Origin of the sequence: Mucilaginibacter lappiensis, assembly GCF_050433765.1 — a bacterium.
GTDB lineage: Bacteria > Bacteroidota > Bacteroidia > Sphingobacteriales > Sphingobacteriaceae > Mucilaginibacter > Mucilaginibacter lappiensis_A.
Window position 1 is genome coordinate 406,835 of record NZ_JBNPWP010000002.1, and the last position, 21,599, is coordinate 428,433.

The window sequence follows — 21,599 nt, forward strand, 5'->3', positions numbered from 1 at the left end:
GGTTAAATTAAAGTATCAATCATAATTTTTTTATCCGTAGGCACCTGCCTCACTTCCAGTTCAAGGCCTTTGGCCAGCATTTCTTTAATAATGCTTATATCATCCTCTGTAACGGCAATGGCTTTGGCTATGGATCTTGTTCCTTCTTTTGTCCTGATACCACCAAAGTTTACCGACTGTATCTCGCTTACCTCACTGGCCAGTGCCGCGGCATCCTTTACAGAATTTATTAATACCAATATTTTCAAGCTCTGGCTGCGTGGATCATTCAAAAAGGTAACCGTATCGGCCAGTGATTTTATCAAAAGCTTTGCCGAGGCTGGTTTGGCCAAGCCCAGGGTCATTTTCATAAATTCGTCTTTAGCTACTTTATCGTTGGCTACTATCAGGCAATCGGCGCCAAGAGCGGGTGTCCAGGTCATGGCAACCTGTCCGTGTACTAGTCTGTCGTCAATACGGGTTAGCTTAATCATTTTGCTGTGTTATCAGTTTGTTCACGTATACCATTTGCTCTTTGGCATTATTGATGGCACTTTCAATCACCTCAATAACCGGGGTATCGGCATCGCCCATCATGATCTCGATGACTAATGGTAAATTAAAGCCGGATACGATGTGTACATTTTCTTTCAGCGCTTCGCGCAACATAATGTTGTTCACGCTGCCGCCAAGCAGGTCGGTAAAAATGATGAGTTCATCGGCACCGGTAATGTTGGTTAAAACCGCTGCCAGCTCATCCTCCACAATAATGTTCTCATCAAGATAGGCCTGGATCAGGAATACATTATCCGTTTCGCCAATAATGATATCTAATGACGATTTTATTCCCTTGGCAAAAGCCCCATGCGTGGCGATTAAGAATTTTCTCATATTAACGTTTATAAACTTCCGTTCAGTAAGCTCTCCAAAAGGAGTGTACTGTTAAGGTCGGTAAATCAAAAACTTAAAATAAATAAGCGCCGTAACGGTCGCCATATTCAGGTTATAACACTTTGCAAGTATGCTATAAAGTTAAACGATTTTCTATTTTTTACGCACTACATTACCACTACAAAATGCTGTAATTGTTTAGCTTATACTGTTTTTGGCTATAAAAACAAGTGTTAACGGCACTACATTAAAGAGCCGACGTAATACAAACAGGTGGATAGATTTTGCCGGCACGGTAAAACACCTGGCTGGTTTGTAACTAAATTGATATAATCCCTTATTGTTTAACCAGGTAGTGGTAATGTAGTGTTACTAAAATCGTAACTGGAAAAACTAATCTTGAATTTTGTTTGGTAAGTAAAGTAGCCGGATAATGCTGTTATATTTAATATCAATTATAAAACCTGTCTCAAAATTAATTCTGCCGTGAAGAAGCCTTTATTATTAGCTGTACTAATACTTTTAACCTATACCATTTGTTTTGGTAAGCCCTTAACTGATGGAACACCCTTTGGAACTGGCAGATCTTTTTACCAGCAGCGCCTGGATGATAAAGACGCTGTTTATTTTACACCTGATAAATACTCTATTAAAGCCGATGGTAAAACCGACATATCTGATGCACTGCAGCAGGCCATCAAGGATGTAAAGGATAAAAATAATTTCGGTGTACTTTTTATCCCCGAAGGGAAATACCTCATTAGTAAAACCATATATGTACCCCGGGCGGTGCGGTTGATAGGATATGGTAAAACTCGCCCTGTAATTATACTGGCTAAAAACTCGCCGGGTTTTCAGGTGGCAGATAGTACGGATAAGGGCAAGGCAAAATATATGTTCTGGTTTATAAATAACCTTTCCAAACCGGGTGAGGGAGTGTATGACGCGGGCGCTTCAACTTTTTACAGCGCGTTATCAAACATCAACCTTAAAATTGAAGATGGCAACCCAGTAGCGGTGGCCCTGCGTACCCACTATGCCCAGCACAGTTTTATCGCACACGCGGATATCGACGCGGGTAAGGGTAAGGCGGGTATGTTTGATGTGGGTAACGAGATGGAAGATGTACGCTTTTTTAATGGCGATTATGGCATTTATACCACCAAACCGTCACCAGGTTGGCAGTTTATGATGGTTGATACTTATTTTGAAGGCCAGCGCAAAGCCGCCATCCGCACCCAGGAAGCCGGGTTGACCATTGTACGCATGAGCGTAAAAAATGTGCCTACCGTAATTGAAATTAACCCTAATTATCATGAAAAACTGTTTATGGAGGATAGCCGGTTTGACCACGTAAGCGGTCCGGCTATTGTTATCAGCAATGAAGATAATGCCTTTAACCAGATCAGCCTGCGCAATGTAGATTGCCGCGATGTGAAGGTGCTGGCCAGCTATCGCCGAAGCGGAACAAAAACAGTTGGCGCAGGGTCAGTTTATAAAGTAAAGAACTTTATTTATGGTTTGCAGATAGATAACCTGACTGCCGACCCCGTATATAAAATCACTAAAGATCTGCAGCCATTACAAGTCTTCCCGGCCCCGGCTAAAAAAGACATACCTGATTTTCCGGCGATAAATACCTGGGTAAACCTGCAAACGCTGGGTGCAAAAGGCGATGGTGAAACGGATGATACCAAAGCCATACAGGATGCCATTGATAAATATCCGGCCATTTATGTACCGCAGGGGATGTACCGGATCACCGAAACTTTAAAATTAAAATCCAATACCGTACTGATAGGTCTTAACCCCATTGCTACCCAGATATTGCTAAAAGACAATACACCTGCATTTGGTGGGTTTGGCGGACCAAAACCTATGGTGGAAACCTCTAAAGGCGGCGCTAACATCATTACAGGGATAGGTATTTCATCAGGCAGGATCAACCCACGGGCGGTAGCTTGTAAATGGATGTCGGGCGAAAACTCTTACATGAACGATGTGAAGTTTTTAGGTGGACATGGCGGTATGAACAAGCCCGGCGAACAGGCCGGCCCCGGTTTATATAAAAGTAACGACAGCGATATGTGGGATACCCAATACTGGAGCCTTTGGATAACCGATGGCGGCGGAGGTACCTTTAAAAATATCTGGTCGGCTAATACTTATGCTACGGCGGGTGCTTATGTTTCCAATACCAGCACCCCGGGTCGTATTTATGCCTTATCTGTAGAGCATCATGTACGTAATGAAGTACGTTTTAATAAAGTAAGCAACTGGAAGGTATATGCTCTGCAACTGGAAGAGGAGAGCCGCGAAAGTACCGAATGCCAGCCGCTGGAACTGGAAAACTGCAGCGATATGACCTTTGCCAACCTATATATGTTCCGGGTGATCAGGGTGATCAAGCCTTATCCTTACTCCATCAGGAGTTGGAACAATAAAAATGTGGAACTGTTGAACGTGCATAATTATAGCCAGATCAAATACACCACTACCGATCCGCTGTATGACATCGGTACCAATATAACAGTACGTCCCTGGGAGTTTGCCCGCCTGCTTATTAACAGCAGCAGCGCGGTTAGTGAACAACCGGTTCAGGGTAATATAAAGAAACTGGCTTTGGGCTTTGAATTTGCCAATAGCTTATGTACAGATAGCAAGGGCAATGTGTACTTTAGTGAGGCCCGCATGAGGCGCATTTATAAGTGGGATGCTGCTGCTAATACTATCAACCTGCTGGCCGATTATCCATGGGAACCACTTTCGCTGGCTTGCGATAAAAACGATAACCTGCTGGTAGTGTTTAAATATGTACCCAAGCCTGGTTATTTGGTTGATGGCAAACCCGAAGAATTTAAAAATCCACCGGATGCGGCCGGAACTTCCTTTAGCGGCTGGGGAAACTCGGGTTTTGGCAGCCTTGTTTATTCTATAAATCCTGATAACCCCGACGAAACCATCGAGCTATTGAAAAAAGAAGCGATGCCTACGGGCAAAACCGTTTACCAGGCGCTTTACCCGGCACACCGTTGGCGTGATTATCATGACTTTAATACCGTATCGGTAAATAAACCAACCGAGTGCTTTGTGGCACCTGATGGGGTAACGATTATCCCGGTGGTGTATGACCTGGCCAGGTCAAGCGCGCTGGTAGCCGCTTATCCCGGTAAACCTGTTTATACTACTGATGAATATGATAAGCGTACTGTACAACTTGCAGTAAGCCCGGAAGGCTATTTGGGCGATTTGAAATACTTTGCCGAGCGCGGCGAGTTTGATTCGGCAGTTGATGATAAAGGCAATGTGTATATAGCCGATGGACAGGTATATAAATATAACAACAATGGTAAGCAGATTGGCGTAATAAAAGTGCCTGAACGCCCAACCTCCCTTGTTTTTAGCAGGGATGGGAAAACGCTGTATGTTACCGGGCATAATGCCTTATATGCGGTAGCTATAAATTAAAAAGGCTTCGTGCGATTCCCCTCTTGAGAGGGGTGGAGGGGTGTGTTTTTTAAGCGCGAATAGACACACCCCTGCCAACGCTCGGTCTAACGCGCCCCCTCTCAAAAAGGGGGAACTGAAAATTTTGTAAATTTAATTAACCTTATAATACCCCAATCATGATAAAAACGACATACAGGTTTTTAATTTTTATGATAATCGCACTGCCTGCCGCGGCATTCGCGCAAAAAGTTAAAGTGGTAACAAATCAGGTGGGTTATGAAGATACCAAACCCAAAAAAGCCATTGTGGTTACAGATAAACCGTATCCCATAACAGCATTTGCTTTGGTTGATGTCGATGGTAAAACGGTGTTTACCGGCAAGTCGACCTATAGCGGCAAGGTACCTGGCTGGAAAAACCGGGAGTTTTATACGCTTGATTTTAGCAGCTTTACTACCGACGGTACTTACCAGGTGCAGATCAGTTTGCCTGGTAAAAAGATAAGTTCATATCCGTTTAAAATAGGAAAGAATGTGCTGGAGCAGGCTACCCTGTCAGACGTTGTGTATTACTTTAAAGGGCAGCGCAGTGCTGGTGAAATTGATAAGGCCGACCATCATTTGTTGCTGGCCGGTAAAACCACGGATACTATTGATGCCCACGGCGGATGGTATGATGCCACCGGCGATTATGGCAAACATTTTTCGCACCTGTCGTTCTCCCTGTATTTTAACCCGCAGCAAATACCTTTGGTGGCCTGGAGCCTGCTTAAAACAAAGGAAATTCTCGACAAAAAAACTACCACTGATTTTAGACAGATAAACCGTCGTATTTTGGATGAGGCTACCTATGGCGCCGATTATCTGGTGCGGATGCAAGCCAAAAATGGTTCATTCTACAGGTCAGTATCCGCTCCCGGGCCGGGTAAGCTGGCTAAGGACCGGGTGATCCGTGCCGAAGATGCATCTTATCGCATTAAAAAAACCAAAGACCAACCCTTTAGTAATAGTGCCGAAAACAACGACTGGCACAGGTACCAAACCAGCTACCGCTCAGGTGGTGGTATGGCCATTGCCGCGCTGGCTATGGCATCAACCATAAAAGTAAACGGCGATTTTACCAGCGAACAATATCTGCAAGCTGCCGAAAACGCTTTTAAATTCCTGGAAGCCAATAACAAGCTCATGACCTTTGACGGGCGTGAAAATATATTGGATGATTATTGTGCACTAAGTGCGGCAACCGAACTCTACAAAGCCACTAAAAAAGCCGAATACCTGGCCGCCGCAACCAAACGGGCTAACAACCTGATCAGCCGCCTTTCAACCTGGAAAAATTACCAGAATTACTGGAAAGCCGACAGTACCGACAGGCCATTTTTTCATCCATCAGATGCGGGATTGCCAGTGGTTAGTCTCATTTATTTTTATCCTTATGCCGATCAGGCCATGCAGGCATCCATCAAAAAAGCCATCAAAGCTTCCTTTGATTTTGAATTGAAAGTAACCCACGAGGTGAATAACCCTTTTGGCTATAGCCGCCAATTGGTGCAGGATACATTGGGCAAACGCCGCACTTCTTTCTTCTTCCCGCAGGGCAGCGATGCCTCGCCGTGGTGGCAGGGCGAAAATGCGAGGCTGAGCTCTATGGCAACAGCAGCGCGATTGGCCGCCAGTCTGTTTACCGATGATAAAGCTTATCATGACCAACTGGAAACTTTCGCGGTTGATCAGTTGAACTGGATCTTGGGCCTTAACCCCTTTGATGCCAGTATGCTGCAGGGTACAGGGCATAATAACCCGGCTTATGGTTTCTTCGGCACGTTTGAGTATACCAATGCTCCCGGCGGTATTGTAAACGGTGTAACATCGGGCCTGAATGACGAGAACGATATTGATTTTAATTTGTCCTACGCCCAGATCCATAAAGATTATGACTGGCGCTGGGCCGAGCAGTGGCTGCCGCATACTGCATGGTACCTGCTGGCTGTTGCTGTACATGAATGATTAACTTTATTAGAGATATGAAGAAATTTCGCTTTGCACAGATTGTAATTTTGCTGCTGGCCTTTACGCAGTTTAGCTTTGCACAGGTAAACCATCCCACATTGGCTACAGGCGCTGCAGCGCCCGATTTTAGCTTGCCCGGTATCGATGGGAAAACCTATACGCTGCAGTCGTTCAAAGATGCTAAAGTGCTGGCTGTTGTTTTTATCTGCAACCATTGCCCTACATCGCAGGCTTATGAAGACAGGCTGGTAAAACTCACCAGTGATTATGCAGGTAAAGGTGTAAAAGTGGTGGCTATCAATCCCAATAACCCTGCTTCACTGCGGTTGGATGAACTGGGTTATAGTGATGTAGGTGATTCATTTGATGATATGAAGGTACGCGCCAGGGACAAGAAGTTTAACTTCCCTTACCTGTATGACGGCGAAACGGAAATAGCCTCTAAAAAATATGGTCCGGTGGCTACACCACATATCTTTATTTTTGACAAGGACAGGAAACTGCACTACAACGGTCGTATTGATGATATGGAGAACCCGGCTAAAACGCCTAAGTCTCTGGATGCACGCAATGCCATTGACGCCGTACTGGCGGGTAAAGAAGTAGCAGTACCGGTAACCAAAACCTTTGGCTGCTCTATTAAATGGGCTGAAAAACAAGACTGGATACAAAAAGCAGCCATAACCTGGGCCAATGAACCGGTAAAGCTGGATACTATTGATGCAGTTGGTATAGCCAATTTGATAAAAAACAAATCCGATAAATTAAGGCTCATTAATTTATGGGCTACTTGGTGTGGCCCCTGTGTTGCGGAGTTCCCGGAGCTGGTAACCATTATGCACCTGTACCGCGACAGAGGGCTGGAGTTTGTGACCATCAGCGCCGATGATCCTTCACGTAAGGACAAGGCTTTGAGCTTTTTGAAAGGCAAGCAGGCATCGGGCCCCAATTATTTATATACCGGCGATGATAAATATAAAATGATAGAGGCCGTTGACCCTAAATGGGATGGCGCCCTACCGTATACCATGCTGGTTGATCCTAACGGTAAAATTATTTACGGCAAACAGGGTATTATTGATCCAGAAGCATTAAAGAAGATCATTTGGGATGACCCGACAATGGGGAGGATATATAAGTAAACGCCCCCCCTTTTGGGGAGGGCTAAAGTAGTATACAGTAATCGAGCGGCGGCTTGTGAGTTTTCATAATGTAAATGGTGGGCTTGTCATACTGAGCTTGTCGAAGTATCGTGCGTAAAGGCCTGCCCACATGCTTCGACAAGCTCAGCATGACAGCCGTCAAAACAGGCTATCGCTCGCAATGACGCCTTTTATTATTTCGTAATATCAATCAAAAAATCATACAAATTGACCTCTGTTGACAGCATTAGTTTTTTGCGTACACGGTACCTGCTGATCTCTACGCCTTTGAGCGAGATATTCATCAGTTGGGCTATTTCTTTTGATGTTAGGTTGAGCCTTAGATAAGCGCAAAGTTTCAGATCGGTAGGACTAAGGCCCGGGAACCTGGTTTTCATGATAGACAGGAAATTGTTGTGCACCTGATCAAAGTAAATGGCGAAATGGTTCCAGTCATCATCCTTTTTCTCGGTATCACTTACCAGCTTAAAAACACTCCTGAACTCATGGGTAAGATCCGGGAGGTTCAGTTTTTTAATGGTGCCTACTAATTCTTCCCTGATATTTAACAGTATGCGCCCACGTTCAACCAGGTGCATGGTAATGGTGGCCAATTCCTTGTTTTTGTAATTGAGCTCGGTTTCCAGGTTGTTGTTTTTCAGGGCGATGATCTCTTTTTCATTCCTGTCAAGCTCTAAACTGTGCAGATAGCTCAGGCGTCGCTGTTCTTCCTCATGTTTTTTCTGATGCAGATCAAACCTTTTTTGCTGTTCTTTTATAGCCCAATATGCGGCGCATGCTACCAATAAAAAATAAAACAAGTATGCCCATACAGTTTGGTACCAGGCAGGTTCTACTATAAAAGTATAATTTACAGGCGATGAGGCATTCCCCAGGTTATTACGTACCCTTACCGAAAACGTATATTGACCGTAGGGCAGGTTGGTATAATCCTTCTCGGTTTTTACCGACCATTTTGACCATTCATTATCAAAGCCTATTAGCTTATAAGTAAATTCTTCATTGCTTTTCTGGGCGAACAGAGTTGATGAATACTCAAAGTGAAAGGAGTTCCAGTGATTGGATAGGGTGGTGATCTGTTTGCTGCTTTGGTCGGTGGCTATCTGATTATCCTTCATAAAATAACCACCAAATATCAGGCTGTCTTTTTCGGCTATGGCTTTTACCGTAGTTAGCAATACATTCAGTTTGGTTTCTGACTGCACATATTGACGATAATTTAAATGAAAAATGCCATTGTTTGATCCTATGAAAATGTTTTCCGTATCATAAGGAAATATGTATCCGGCTGATTTTACAGTTTGCCCGGCCAGTTCAGGGAAATAAATAATGGTATAGGGTTTGCCACCTGATGGCTTGCTGAAATCGATCACGCCAACCCGCTGATCGCTGATGAACCAGATATTGCCGGTTGCATCGGTTGTTAAATGTTCAACATAAGTATTGTCAAACATTGGTTTGAAAAATGCCGATTGTTCAAATTTATTTTTATCTGCATTGTATTCGTATACCCCCTTTTCGGTGGCAACCAATACCTTGTTTCTAATAAAGTAAACATGATTATTTAATACCGATGGCAGGCCATTATGGTCAGTGTATTGGGTGTAACGGATGATCTTTTTCCTGTCGGCAGCCAGTTGTAGTTTAAAAACACCCCTGTACGGGTGCGATGCCCATATCACATTAGTATTATCCCTTGCTAAAGTGGCCAGTGATTCATACAGGCCTTCCATTTTTCCATCATTTTTAAAATCGCCGTTGCTGTATTTGATCAGTTGCAAACCTGTGTATGTGCCGGCAATAATATCTGGCGAGGAGGGGATAGATATAAACCGCCATGCGCCCTGCCCGCTGGTTATGGGTTTAGCCTGGTTATTATCAACCACAAAAGCGCCGTCCTCATGTCCCATTAAAAGATGGTTGTTTATTTGACTTAAGCTCCATACCTGCCCCTTGGTATTTTCAACCTCTGTAAATACCCCCTTATTGGTGCTGATATCTTTTAACCGCGGATCAAGCGGAGCGCTGAATAAACCGTTTGATGTGCCAATAAATAATTTATTATCAAATACGCTTACGGCATTACTTTTTGTTTGATTCTCCTTAGTGGCGTAAATATGTTTAACCGAGGTACTGTAGTTTATAAAATCAACCCCGCTTTCCAGACCAAGCCATAGGTTTTTATCACGGTCGAGCAGTAAGCCAAGCACATTGTTGTTCTGCAGGCCTTCGTTGTTCGAAAACCGCTCAACTACATTTCCTTTGCCGTCAATTATAATGAGGCCCTTTGCCTTTGTGCCGATGGCATAGCGATCGTTACCTATTTTTTTGGCACAATTAACCAGGTCGTTGTGTAAAATGGCATCAATGGCGGTTGGTTTTTTTATTAAGGTTGACCCTGTAAGCAAAAACAGTCCTTGTTTTAAGGTGGTAACCAATACGGTATCCTTATTGTAGTCCATTACGCCTGTAATGTGCAGATTGGCCGTTTGTAACTGTGTGCGGCAGGGCTGCCATTGGTAATCTTTAAAAAACATCAGGCCCTCGTCCTTATCTTCGGCAAATAGTTGTGTGCCTGCCTGGGTCAGCAAGCGCCATCCACCAGGGGCGTCAAATGTTTTGATCTCGTTGTTATTGTACTCAAACACACACTCAATAGTACGAAAGAACACTTCATTTTTAAACAATACAATACTCCATATATCGGCAAATTGCCGGGCCTTTTGGGGCATCAGGTTTTTTATGGAGTGATATTTTAAAATACCGTTCCCATCCGGAAAAAAGTAACCTATCTCATCCTGTCCGCCTACAAATATCCTTCCAGAAGGATCAATAGCCAGAGCTTTGATGGTGCCTTTATTAGGCAGGGGGTATATTTTCCAATAACTGCCATCAAACGTTATCAGTCCATCATTATTGGCAAAATAAAGTATACCGTTTTTGTCCTGCTTAACATCCCAAATTTCTGTGCTGGCATTATAATCAGTGTGCGTGTAATTTTTTATGGCAGGTACGCCAATGGTGGTTTGCGCATTAGCTGTATAAAGTAAAGCCCTGCAAATAATAATCAATAGTATGATTTTCTTCATTAACAAAAATTACTCGACATGATTTGAACAAAGTTTATAAAACTTACAGTATCAGATAACTGAAGTTGTTGGAATTAAAAAGGTAATTTAAAAAACATTTTTGTAAAAGGCGGGCGGTTTCGTTTGTAGGGGTATGTATAAATTGATTTTCAGTGTATTTAAGTATAAATAACAGGGTTTTGTAGTGTTAATGTAGGGATGAGATCTGTTGGTTATATTAATGCTGGTAGTGACATTTGGAAATCATTTGTAGTGTTTATTTTATTAAGCCTCATTGTAAATTTAGAGTTATGTATCAGCAATTGTTAAAACAGGTCATATCAGGTATTATCATCTGCCTGTTCTTTTTAGGCGTTAAAGTTAATGCCCAAACCCATCATTTTAGGGTGCTGGCCGTTACCTCACGCTCCAATGATCATGAAAAAATGATGACTGCGGCAAAGTCCTTCTTCGAGAAACTGGGTAAAGAAAACCATTTCGATATAGATATTACTGATGATACCAGCAAAATAAATGATGCCAATCTTAAAAATTACCAGGTATTTGTAATGCTGCAACTGGCGCCTTTTGATATGTCATACAGCCAGCAGGATGCCTTACAAAGGTTTGTAGAGCAAGGCAAGGGTTGGGTAGGCATACATGCTGCCGGTTTAACCGGTACAGAATTTTTGGCTGCCAATACCAAATACTGGCAATGGTTCCAGAACCTGATGGGTAATGTGATTTACTCGCCGCACCCTGCCTTTCAAAGGGGAACGGTTATAATTGAGGACCGTAAGCACCCGGTTACTAAAAACCTGCCAGCAAAAATGGAAATAGAAGATGAGTGGTATGAGTATAATAAAAGTCCGCGGTTTGATGTGCATGTTTTGGCTACAGCCGACGAGTCAACTTACAAACAAAGCAAACCCATGGGCGATCATCCCATCATCTGGACAAACGAGCATTTCCGCAGAATGATATACATTGGCATTGGTCATTCGCCTGTATTGCTAAGCAATCATGATTATGCTATACTGGTTAGGGATGCTATTTTGTGGGCTGCATCAAAATAATCAATGCGTCATTGAGGTACGAAGCAATCTCTATGCTATACAGGGCGAATAGTGCCTGTCGTAGAGCGCTCAATTGCCGCTAAGGCTGTTACTTTGTCTTGATACAAAGTAACCAAAAATCAAGTCAGCAGAAATGCTTCTTTGCGCTCATGGCCTTTGCCCTGCAAGCAGGCAGAACCACGGGCTGCTAAACCTTGCCTCTACTTCGTTCCCTCAATGCCCCGTCTTCGGCAAGATTTGCTAATGCCCCTCCCTGCCACACAACCCACCATGTTCTGCCCACTTTCGCCCGAAGCTTATCTGCTGACAAGGGAAAGGAAGCAGAAGCTTTATGGTTACGGATTTTTTTAAGCCTCTAATTTGAAGCGGAAAGGGAATGATGCCTATTTCTTCGCAGCCCAAAATATCGTATTCCTTACCAACGTAGTGAAAACATTATCCTGAAAAAGCTCTGGAAAATGCCCCATGGCAATGTAAATGTTTTTGGCTTTTATGTGCTCGTTGGTCCATATTACCGGGTGATCCCCCATTTTAATATCCCTGTTGGGTACATACGTATTTTCGTCAATACTGGCCAGCACATGTACGTTGGCGCGCGGACTGCGGTTATAGGTATACCATTCGTCTTTTGTGGTAAATGATGCCGGTAAACCCGCCATAATGGGGTGGTTTTTATCCTCGATGGTAAGCAATGCGGTTGTGCCCCCGTGTATATTATCTTTAAACATAATATCGCCCATGAATTTGGAGTACCATTGCCACATCGGGTAACCATCAAACACACCCAGCAGGGTAGGGTGATGAAAACCTATCCAGCCCCCTTTACCCTGTTCCAGGTATTCTGTAAAGGCATCCTGGGCTTCCTTTCCCCAGGGGTAAGGTGGGTAATCAAGTTGAATGAAAAGCTGGTATTGTTTCAGAAATTCTTTGGTAATGGGTTGGGTATTGATAATGTAATCGATTGTGAAATTGCTGTCGATGGCAAGTTTGTTCAGCCATATTTTAGCGGCGGCGTCAAATAAAGCATGTCCTCCACCGGTTTCGGCAATGGCAATAGCCTTAAACCTGGGTTGTTGTGTTTGTGCCATAGCGAGAGCCGGGCTGCAAATGATCAATAAATAAGTAAGCAGATATTTTTTAAGGGTTTTCATGATATAGTCCTGATTGGCGACCGGAAACAATTATAGGAGAAACTTTTTGTTCTGTATTGGCAATCATAACAGCGTAGTGGTAAAGTAGGGCAATGGTAAAGGCTTTTTATAATAGTAAATCTTGATATTTGAAATACAGTTACGGGGATAGGTTGATAAGCTCAAATAGCTATAAATAATAAAATCATATTCAATCACCGGCTAACGCTTTACCATCAATTATGCAACAAATGCCGGTTATAGGAAAATTACTTTTCGCCCTTTTTTTAATGCTGGTGCCTTTGGTAAATTACGCCCAAACAGACGCGGCTAAAATTTATATCCCCATGAAAAAAGGGAAGATCAATTATGAAAAAGCTTACATCGCTAATAAAGGCTTAAACAAAACCGAATTATATAACCGTGCAGCCAAATGGTTTCAAAAAGTATTCCCTGATCAACAAGGCAAGAGTACAACCAACAAAGAATCCGGTGAGATAAACGGAACCGGGAAATTCAAGGTGATAACCAGCGCTTCGGGAAATTATTACTGGCTTAGGTTTAATGTTGATGTTGTAGTGAGCGATACCGGTTATACCTTCAGTACATATAACTATTACGAAAAACCAATTGAACCTGGTATAACCAATGATTATTCAAAAATTGAATATCGCTGGTGGGATTACCGGCAGGGTCATCCCTGGTCGGCAGAAGATGAAAAGCTTTTTACGGGTTTAAATTCAAGTACCTTAACCTTGATGGGGTCGTTTAAAGCGAATATGGAACAATAAACGGTGAATACTATTTTGAATAATTTATAATACCATAAACTATATATGAAAAAATTACTGTTGCTTATTTGTGTTGGTGTATTTGCCTGCTTTAACCTTAAAGCACAACCCAAACATTTTAAAGTGCTGGCCCTGTACGAAAATGGTGGGCACCATATTGAATTTTCAAAACGCGCCAAAGTATGGTTGGATAAACTGGCTGCCGAAAAAGGTTTTACCGTTGATTATATACAGAACACTGATAAAATTGATGACGCCTTTTTAAGTAACTATCAGCTGTTTCTTCAGCTTGATTACGTACCCTATGCCTGGACAGATAAGGCGGTAGCCGCTTTTCAAAAATACATTGACGAGGGCAGGGGTGGCTGGATCGGTTTCCACCATGCAACGCTTTTAGGTGAGTTTGATGGCTATCACAAGTGGCAATGGTTCTCGAACTTTATGGGTGGCATTACTTATAAAAACTACATAGGTACCTTCGCCAAAGGAAAGGTAAATGTGGAGGATAAAAAGCACCCGGTGATGAAGGGTGTACCATCCTCATTTATCATACAGCAGGAGGAGTGGTACACTTATGATAAAAGCCCACGCCCTAATGTGCATGTAATTGCCAGCGTTGATGAATCAACCTATGATCCGCAGGGTGATATTAAAATGGGTGATCACCCGGTGATCTGGACCAACGAGCATGTTAAGGCACGCAACATTTATATTTTTATGGGGCACTCACCAAATTTGCTGGATAATCCCGCCTGGGTTAAAATTTTCACCAATGCCATTTTCTGGGCAGCGGGCAAGTAGTGATATAATTACAGATCGTATATGTTGAAAAAACTTTTTTGCTTAATAATAACCGCAACACTGATTACCACAGCTTTTGCTCAAAGGCCAAAGTTTAAGGTATTGGCCCTTTACACCACCACCGTTGAGTCGGACCATGTTGATTTTGCCCATGATGCCATTAAGTACTTTACAGATCTGGCGGTAAAAAGGGGTTTTGTATTTGATACTACCACCAACTGGAAAAATGTAAACGATGATTACCTGAAAAATTATCAGCTGATTATCTGGCTAAATGATTTCCCGCAGAATGCCGGGCAAAGGGCTGCCTTTGTAAAATACATGGATAATGGCGGTGCCTGGCTGGGGTTTCACGTAGCGGGCTATAACGATAAATACACCAAATGGCCCTGGTTTGTAAGCTTTTTGGGCAGCGCGGTTTTTTATAATAACAGCTGGCCACCATTACCGGCAAAGTTAGTGGTTGATGACGGTAACCATGCAGTAACCAGGGGCATCCCGGCTAATTTTATAGCACCCATAAATGAGTGGTACGGGTGGAAACCAAGTCCGCGGTTGAACAAGGATATCAAGGTGCTGGTAACCCTTGATCCGGCAAATTATCCGCTGGGCAAAAAAGATATCATCAGGGATGGCGATATTCCCGTGGTTTGGACCAACACCCAATACAAAATGCTATACATCAACATGGGCCACGGCGACCAGATTTTTACCTCGGATGTGCAGAATAAACTCTTTGAAAACGCAGTAATGTGGCTGGGAAGGGGGAGATGATATCCACGTCATTGCGAGGTAGCCCCCTCTAAATCTCCCCCGGTAGGGGAGCCTTTTAGTTATAAGCCCTCCCTTCCGGGGAGGGTTGGGTGGGGCTAATTGCTTCGTTCCTCGCAATGACGCTTTTTTTTATTACTGTTATTTCAGAGAAAAACTTATTTCGTTTTCAACCTTGCATCAATCTCGTTCAACAGGTATTCTTTTTTATCGTCGGCATATTCCCAAAACATAACCCCGGCCAAATGATGCTTTACCAGGTAGCGACACTTGGCTTTTATTGACCATTCATCATCGTAAGAGATGAACTGTTTAGTAACAGCATTGAATAAATAAGGAGCCTCGGCGTTGTAATCGCGGTAATATTTAAAACCATTACGGTTAGTGAGACTATCTTTTATCAGCGTATAGCCACCCACATGCACATTTTCGCCCCGTTTCATGCCCAGTCCGTTTTGTGCAATATCCAAAACCATTACGGATCTGCCGTAGAAAGCCACACCCAGTACCAGTTTGCTGGCAGGTACACCGGCAGCTACAAAATCAGATACTGCTTTATCGGCATAATTTTCTGTTTGATATTTTTTGGATGCATATAGGTTTGTATGATGAACGGCAATGCCTGCCCCATCCTGGAAGTAATCATAGGTCATGAGGTTTATATAATCAAGGTATTGTTGTACTTTATCCATTTCGGTGTGCTCTAAAAAACGTTTAAAGCCACCTACTGCCGCGGTAAGCAACAGTTTTTTATTGGTTTGTTTTTCCAATATATCCAGGTCATGCCGTAATGATTTAAACATCAGCGTATAGTTCTCCTTGTCGTCCTTACGGTGAATATTGCCGGCGTTACCAGCCAGATCGGGATATTCCCAATCAATGTCAATACCATCAAGATCATATTTTTTAATGAGGGCAACCGCGCTGGCGGCAAAAGCTTCGCGGGCGGTATCAGTAAGCACAGCATCCGAAAAATTTCTGCTCCACGTCCACCCGCCTATGGATATCAGGATCTTGAGTGCCGGATTTCTCTTTTTAAGGAGCACTAAGTTTCTGAAGTTGGTGGTATCGGTTTTTTCATGACTTAAAAATGCCCGGTTGTTTTTTACGTTAATAAAGGCATAATTAATATGGGTTAGCTTTTCGGGGTTCACCATGCTCATGTCGGCAACTCCCTTGTAACCACCAACGTAACCAATGATCACATATTTTTGCTTTTTTACTACTTTTTGCGCTTGTAGTGTAAAAGCAGGTAATATAAATGTCAATAAGCAAAGCATTGCCCTTGTCCGGGTAACCCGGTTTAAAAATTTAAAATTATTCATTTGGATAAGTTTAGGTGTGTATAGGTTTATTTATCAAACTTTTAATCTGATCCTCTTTTTTTCCATTAGTCCAACCAACGCTATCAGTATAAATGCCGTAGCCATGGAACGTGCCAGGCCAATGATGCCCGAATTAAAAACCGAAGGGTAGTTAATATGGAACAACATGAGCAGGAAAACCTGGAAGTAAGGCATCAAATAACACGTAAGTGTACTGGTGCCCGCAGGCCATATAATTTTGAACCAGTTTTTTTTACCCTTAACATCAACCAGGTATATCATGAGCTCAAATACCAGTACAGTTATGCCGCTGCAAATGAAGATCCAGGCAGGGGTGGAGCGAATTTTGGAGATACCCTGTGTATACGGACGGATAAGCAGGCCCAATACAATAAGGAGTATGCCGGTAAGTCCAAAAATTATCCATATCCGCTGGGTTTTACCAAGCGAAACCAGGCGCGCATATATTTCAGATATCATGATACCTCCCATAGTTAAGGTTATGGATGATGCATCGCCTATGAGCCATATCTTTTTAGGAATAATACCTGTATGCCTGGCTATGTTTATGGCTACAAACAGCACCAATACCGGAACAAGCACGTTCAGTTTTCCTTTAGCCAACAGGTAAACTACGGCACATATTAAATAGGCCCAGCCAATGATACCTAATATCCCCCACCATGAAGGGCGCATCCATCTTGGGTCAAACGCGTCGCCACCTTTATATATTATAGCCATTGCAATAAGCAAGGCAACTCCAATCCCCATCAGTGTATATCTTTTTGCTTTGCTCAGGGTTTCGGGATAATCAAGCCATATCAGGAAAAAGGCAATAGTGATCAATATGGCCCAAAGCGCCTTAGGAAGTATGGAGGCTGTACTGTAGCTCTCCAGGTTCACATGAAAAAATCCCATGATGATCAGTGCGGCACTCCTGGTAAGTATGTAAATTAAAATGGAGATGAACGAATCGCCTTTACTCATCCTGTTTTTTATGGCGAAGGGAAGTGATAAACCTACGATGAATAAAAATGCGGGGAATATGGTATCTGCAAATCCCATGGCATCGGCCCTGCCTTCGGCATGATCAATCCAAGCCGGGATGTGTTTTACGCCACTGGCGTCATTAACAAATATCATTAATAACATGGTTATGGCGCGTAACACATCAATTGATAAAAGGCGCTTGGGTAATTGTTGCATTTAAAGGATTTTAAATTGTGAAATATGAATAGGTATGGTTCATTTTATTTATATCATGATCACAGCTTACTGCTGCTGTATCAAACCTTTAATATAGCATTATATAATGTATTCAGGTGTTCATGGTGTGCTGTAAATACAAAGCTTTTTTTAAATAACTGATCAATATCCTGATGGTTATCGCATTTCTCCCTTTAATCATAATTAATCATAATTGGAGCAATTATGATTACTGTTTATACTGTATGTCTGTAATTTTAAGTTTGGCTATTTTGTTTTTTGGGTTGTTAACAAAACTAAAAGGTAAAGTTGGTGCATTATATTAATCAAGCCCTACATTACCACTACGAGGAGCAAAAAGCAGTGCAACAGTAATTTATAGGAATAGTTTTTCATTGTATGTTCTATGACATATAATCTATTTCACTAAACTAAAGGATCAATTTTTATGAAAAACGCTGCTGGTTAGCTACGTTTTGCTTTGTTGCACTTTAAGTAATAAGAGAGGAGGCCTTTTTAGTGACAGCTTTAATAATATTTGAATGTTTAATTAACCCAGATAATATCTGTTAATTAATCCCTCAATTATAGTAACCGCGGTAAATATAGGGAACAACAATATGGCCATGAAAAGGACCTCTCTTATACGTGCAATTTTTTCATATTTTACTGCATTGCTTACAGCCAATGCAAGAAAAGGGAATATAGGTAAAAGATACCTGCCTTGCATACCGCTCAGCGAAGTTGCTTCCAGCGCTGTCCAGGTAACATATTGGGCTGTTAAAACAGCTATTAACGTAATAAAAGCGCATAACAATAAACCGGTTTTTAACTGGATATTATCTTTCCAGGAAGAACTTAAGCCAATAACAAAGCCTGCAAAAAGGGTAATATAGGCTATATGATAATAATTGGTTGAAAATGCCAGATCGAGCCAGCCTAATATTCCAACAAATGAATCGAAACAGTTAATAAGTCCTCCCTTATCAAACTGAAAAAACAAACCAATGAATTTAAAAGGATGATGAATGATGTGTAAAACCTGTAATTGTGCATTAATTCTTAGTTCGGGCGGAGCAAATTTTATTGCAAAATTAGCATGGTTAATAACAAGCCAAATCAGTATGCTAAGTATAGGAACAATTACCCCAGTCGCTTTTGTTTTTCTATTCAATTTTAAAAACAAAAAGATAAAGGTAAACAGCACATAAGGAGGTTTGGAAATACCAATTATACTCATGAGAATGATCATGGCATACACCTGCCGCTTGGAATAAGTTTTATTGCCAAATTCTGCATTGTCAATTATGGCAACCAGAAGAAAAGCACAGCTTATTACAATAGCATCCTGACTTACGGAGGCAAATAATGCAATGGTCATTGGAAAAAGTAGCACAATAAACATTAAGATATTACTGCGTTTGGCCAATAGCAAAGCAAAAAAACAAAGAGTTATGGAAAATATGCCATTAAGTATCCTGGAAAGATATAGTGTTTTTATTACTGATAAATGGAATAATTTACCTGCTGCTATACCTATAGCAGGCATTGCATAAACAACCGGAGGATAAATAACAGTATTGCCGAAATTTTTATAACCAATACCTGTTCCCCATTTAATACTTTTAGTACTATCTGTTAAACGTGCGGATATTTTAGCTTGCGGGTGAAATTGAATTGATGAAAACGCCTGTTCAGCATCTAAAATACCTTTATCGGTAGTAAAGCCACCTTTATCCGGGTATATTATTCTTGGGTCTGTGAATACGGAATCGCTCCTGATGGATACATTTCCTTTATCGCGTATAAAAACCGGGACAATATCAAATCTGGATATCTGTTCACCTCTTAAAAAGTGATTTGGTTCATCAGGGTTTTGAAAAGGAGGAGTTATTGTTGCAGCCAGGTAAACCATAGGTATAGCATACAACAGGTATATATAATGTAAGTGTTTATGGAGCTTTAAGTATATAGCCTCAAATTTAAACATCAGGTAGTTTTAGTATAAAAAGCAAAACTAATTATATTAAACTAATATGCCGGCTATAAATGTAAATGGGATATCGGGTTTAGGAACGGAACTGATTATAATTAATAATGCAACTGGTAAAATTCAACCACTTACTAATGCCGCACATTTTTCCCGGGTGTTTAAAACAGATAAAAGCCTTGAAAGCCCTTATCTGTTTTGCCAGAACAAAATTTTGTCCCCGGCGGTTTCTGCTTATTAAGCAACCGGCTTTTTAGCGGTTGTTTTGCTTGCTGCCTTAACTGTTTTTGATGGAGCAACTGCAGGTTTTTTGTCTGCTGCGGTTTTTGCTGCCGGAGCAACAACTGTTTTATCAGCAGATTCAGTATTTTGCTTTTTATCTTTTACTACCTTTACAGTTGCAGCAGGAGCATCACCATCTGTGTTTATTTTTGCCGAAAGTATTTTTGCCAGGTTTTTTGAAGCTTTTTCAATGGCTTTACCTACCTTTTTTGAATCAGCCTCAAATTCACTTACAATAGTTTTTATCTGAGCAAACAGTTTATCGTTCAATTGTTTTTTAAGGGCTTTACGGGCTTCCTTAACTGCGGTTTTATTTTTATTGTTCTTCATGTTGCGGATAGGAAAATTCAGAAGTATTTTGAATTTATTTTTCGATGCAAAGTTAGGTTAATAAATTGTGTTTTTAATATTATGTTTATGTTAACAGCGTACTTCAATGTTAAGGGGTTGTTAATAAAAAACGAATCTATTCTGCTCATTTTTAAGGCTCTAATATCAACATTTTAAATATTAATTGTGTATTACGTATATGCCTGCAGCTAAATTTATGAAAACATATTGTTTTGTAATAATGCCCTTTATTGTTATGATTACTTTATCTTGTAATCAAAACCAGCGCGCAAATAAACCGGGTAGAAAAACCATTACGCAACCACCTAACATACATGCACGGCCAGCTGTGGCAGATACAGGTAACAATCTGCGGCAGTTTGCCTATATTAAAAATGTGCAACAGCAACAAAACGGACAATGGATGTGCACTGCAGATTATATAACATTTTACATGGGCGATAAAGCTGTACAAGTTGCTAAAAAACGCGGTGGTGCTGCAGTTGATACCGGGGCCAACGGTAAACTTACTTACTTTGTTTATAACGATTATTATATTGTTAACGATAATAAAAAGCTGCGTAAACTGCCCGTTTCATCTGCTGTGGTTATAAAACTGGTTGATTTTAAAAGTAATCCCATAGGAATGCGTAATGGTAGTTTAAATGAATTGATGGGCATGAAAAGCAGGGATGCTTATCCGTTCATTTTAAGTATTTCAAAGGGAGTTATAACAAGTATAACGCAGCAATATGTACCGTAGTAAGCGCGAATATTTTATAAAGATCAATGATTTTTTGAAAGCATTTGGGTTAATTTATAACTTAGCAACGCTTACTACATGCCGTAAAATATCATGATCAAAGATTTAAATTCATTAAACCAGGTAGCTGAATTTCATAGCACCTTTAAACATCCTATTATAGCTGCTCCGGTAATTCCCTCAAAGGAGCGTTGTGACCTGCGCATAGCCCTGCTGGCCGAAGAACTGAAAGAGCTGCAACAGGCCGTTGATGATAATAACCTGGTTGAAATAGCCGATGCCCTTTGCGATTTGCAATATGTATTATCGGGCGCAGTACTGGAGTTTGGTTTAGGCGAAAAGTTTAAGGAACTGTTTGATGAAGTGCACCGCTCCAATATGAGCAAAGCCTGCAAAACCATTGAAGAGGCTAACCAAACTATTGAGCATTACCGCAATACGGCCGGAACGGAGTCGCACTATAAAGAAATTGACGGCCTGTTCCTGGTTTATCGAACTACTGATAATAAAACTTTGAAATCAATAAACTATTCGCCTGCCGATTTAGGCAGTATTGTAGGATAATTATATTAAA

17 protein-coding genes are annotated in these 21,599 nt (G+C 41.5%); 9 read left to right on the top strand and 8 right to left on the bottom strand.

What is annotated here, in order from left to right; all coding sequences use genetic code 11:
• Positions 1 to 2: 2 nt before the first annotated feature.
• On the bottom strand, positions 3 to 473 hold the full coding sequence (locus M2273_RS07180) for a PTS sugar transporter subunit IIB (protein ID WP_429394777.1): 471 nt from the start codon (positions 471 to 473) through the stop codon (positions 3 to 5).
• Positions 466 to 870 carry a PTS sugar transporter subunit IIA gene (locus M2273_RS07185; RefSeq protein ID WP_429394779.1) on the bottom strand — a complete coding sequence of 135 codons (405 nt, stop codon included), beginning with the start codon at positions 868 to 870 and terminating at the stop codon, positions 466 to 468. The genes M2273_RS07180 and M2273_RS07185 overlap by 8 nt, the downstream gene beginning before the upstream one ends.
• Positions 871 to 1,356: 486 nt before the next feature.
• Here M2273_RS07185 and M2273_RS07190 point away from each other — a divergent pair, with 486 nt between their 5' ends.
• The 3 genes from M2273_RS07190 to M2273_RS07200 all read left to right on the top strand — a co-directional run bounded on the left by M2273_RS07190 (position 1,357) and on the right by M2273_RS07200 (position 7,471).
• Complete coding sequence (locus M2273_RS07190; RefSeq protein WP_429394782.1) at positions 1,357 to 4,338, top strand: glycosyl hydrolase family 28-related protein; 2,982 nt, start codon at positions 1,357 to 1,359, stop codon at positions 4,336 to 4,338.
• Positions 4,339 to 4,529: 191 nt separating this feature from the next.
• Complete coding sequence (locus M2273_RS07195; protein ID WP_429394784.1) at positions 4,530 to 6,326, top strand: glycoside hydrolase family 9 protein; 1,797 nt, start codon at positions 4,530 to 4,532, stop codon at positions 6,324 to 6,326.
• 17 nt (positions 6,327 to 6,343) lie between these two features.
• Positions 6,344 to 7,471, top strand: coding sequence for a redoxin family protein (locus tag M2273_RS07200; protein ID WP_429394786.1), 1,128 nt, complete (start codon positions 6,344 to 6,346; stop codon positions 7,469 to 7,471).
• A gap of 194 nt (positions 7,472 to 7,665) precedes the next feature.
• On the opposite strand, the gene M2273_RS07205 is transcribed toward M2273_RS07200, so the two are convergent.
• Positions 7,666 to 10,581, bottom strand: coding sequence for a two-component regulator propeller domain-containing protein (locus tag M2273_RS07205; protein WP_429394788.1), 2,916 nt, complete (start codon positions 10,579 to 10,581; stop codon positions 7,666 to 7,668).
• A gap of 290 nt (positions 10,582 to 10,871) precedes the next feature.
• On the opposite strand from M2273_RS07205, the gene M2273_RS07210 reads away from it, so the two are divergent.
• Positions 10,872 to 11,636, top strand: a complete 765-nt coding sequence (locus tag M2273_RS07210) for a ThuA domain-containing protein (protein ID WP_429394790.1) — start codon at positions 10,872 to 10,874, stop codon at positions 11,634 to 11,636.
• 383 nt (positions 11,637 to 12,019) lie between these two features.
• Here M2273_RS07210 and M2273_RS07215 read toward each other — a convergent pair whose 3' ends face one another.
• Entirely contained in the window at positions 12,020 to 12,787 is a 768-nt protein-coding gene (locus tag M2273_RS07215; RefSeq protein WP_429394792.1) for a ThuA domain-containing protein, read from the bottom strand.
• Positions 12,788 to 13,017: 230 nt separating this feature from the next.
• Here M2273_RS07215 and M2273_RS07220 point away from each other — a divergent pair, with 230 nt between their 5' ends.
• Genes M2273_RS07220 through M2273_RS07230 form a run of 3 tightly spaced genes read left to right on the top strand, consistent with a single transcriptional unit; the run spans position 13,018 to position 15,132 of the window.
• On the top strand, positions 13,018 to 13,557 hold the full coding sequence (locus tag M2273_RS07220; RefSeq protein ID WP_429394795.1) for a DUF4468 domain-containing protein: 540 nt from the start codon (positions 13,018 to 13,020) through the stop codon (positions 13,555 to 13,557).
• Positions 13,558 to 13,602: 45 nt separating this feature from the next.
• Entirely contained in the window at positions 13,603 to 14,358 is a 756-nt protein-coding gene (locus M2273_RS07225) for a ThuA domain-containing protein (protein ID WP_429394797.1), read from the top strand.
• Positions 14,359 to 14,379: 21 nt separating this feature from the next.
• Entirely contained in the window at positions 14,380 to 15,132 is a 753-nt protein-coding gene (locus tag M2273_RS07230) for a ThuA domain-containing protein (RefSeq protein WP_429394799.1), read from the top strand.
• 155 nt (positions 15,133 to 15,287) lie between these two features.
• Here the strand turns inward: M2273_RS07230 and M2273_RS07235 are convergent, their stop codons facing one another.
• From M2273_RS07235 to M2273_RS07250, 4 genes are all read right to left on the bottom strand, one after another.
• On the bottom strand, positions 15,288 to 16,454 hold the full coding sequence (locus M2273_RS07235; RefSeq protein WP_429394802.1) for a glycoside hydrolase family 18 protein: 1,167 nt from the start codon (positions 16,452 to 16,454) through the stop codon (positions 15,288 to 15,290).
• A 33-nt stretch (positions 16,455 to 16,487) separates the two neighbouring features.
• On the bottom strand, positions 16,488 to 17,660 hold the full coding sequence (locus tag M2273_RS07240) for a DUF5009 domain-containing protein (protein ID WP_429394804.1): 1,173 nt from the start codon (positions 17,658 to 17,660) through the stop codon (positions 16,488 to 16,490).
• Between the two features lie 550 nt (positions 17,661 to 18,210).
• Positions 18,211 to 19,650: a DUF2142 domain-containing protein gene (locus tag M2273_RS07245; RefSeq protein ID WP_429394807.1), complete on the bottom strand. Its 1,440-nt coding sequence runs from the start codon at positions 19,648 to 19,650 to the stop codon at positions 18,211 to 18,213.
• A 237-nt stretch (positions 19,651 to 19,887) separates the two neighbouring features.
• Positions 19,888 to 20,262, bottom strand: a complete 375-nt coding sequence (locus tag M2273_RS07250; protein ID WP_429394810.1) for a hypothetical protein — start codon at positions 20,260 to 20,262, stop codon at positions 19,888 to 19,890.
• Positions 20,263 to 20,518: 256 nt separating this feature from the next.
• Here M2273_RS07250 and M2273_RS07255 point away from each other — a divergent pair, with 256 nt between their 5' ends.
• On the top strand, positions 20,519 to 21,025 hold the full coding sequence (locus M2273_RS07255; protein ID WP_429394812.1) for a hypothetical protein: 507 nt from the start codon (positions 20,519 to 20,521) through the stop codon (positions 21,023 to 21,025).
• A gap of 93 nt (positions 21,026 to 21,118) precedes the next feature.
• Positions 21,119 to 21,589 carry a hypothetical protein gene (locus M2273_RS07260; protein WP_429394814.1) on the top strand — a complete coding sequence of 157 codons (471 nt, stop codon included), beginning with the start codon at positions 21,119 to 21,121 and terminating at the stop codon, positions 21,587 to 21,589.
• Positions 21,590 to 21,599 lie beyond the last annotated feature (10 nt).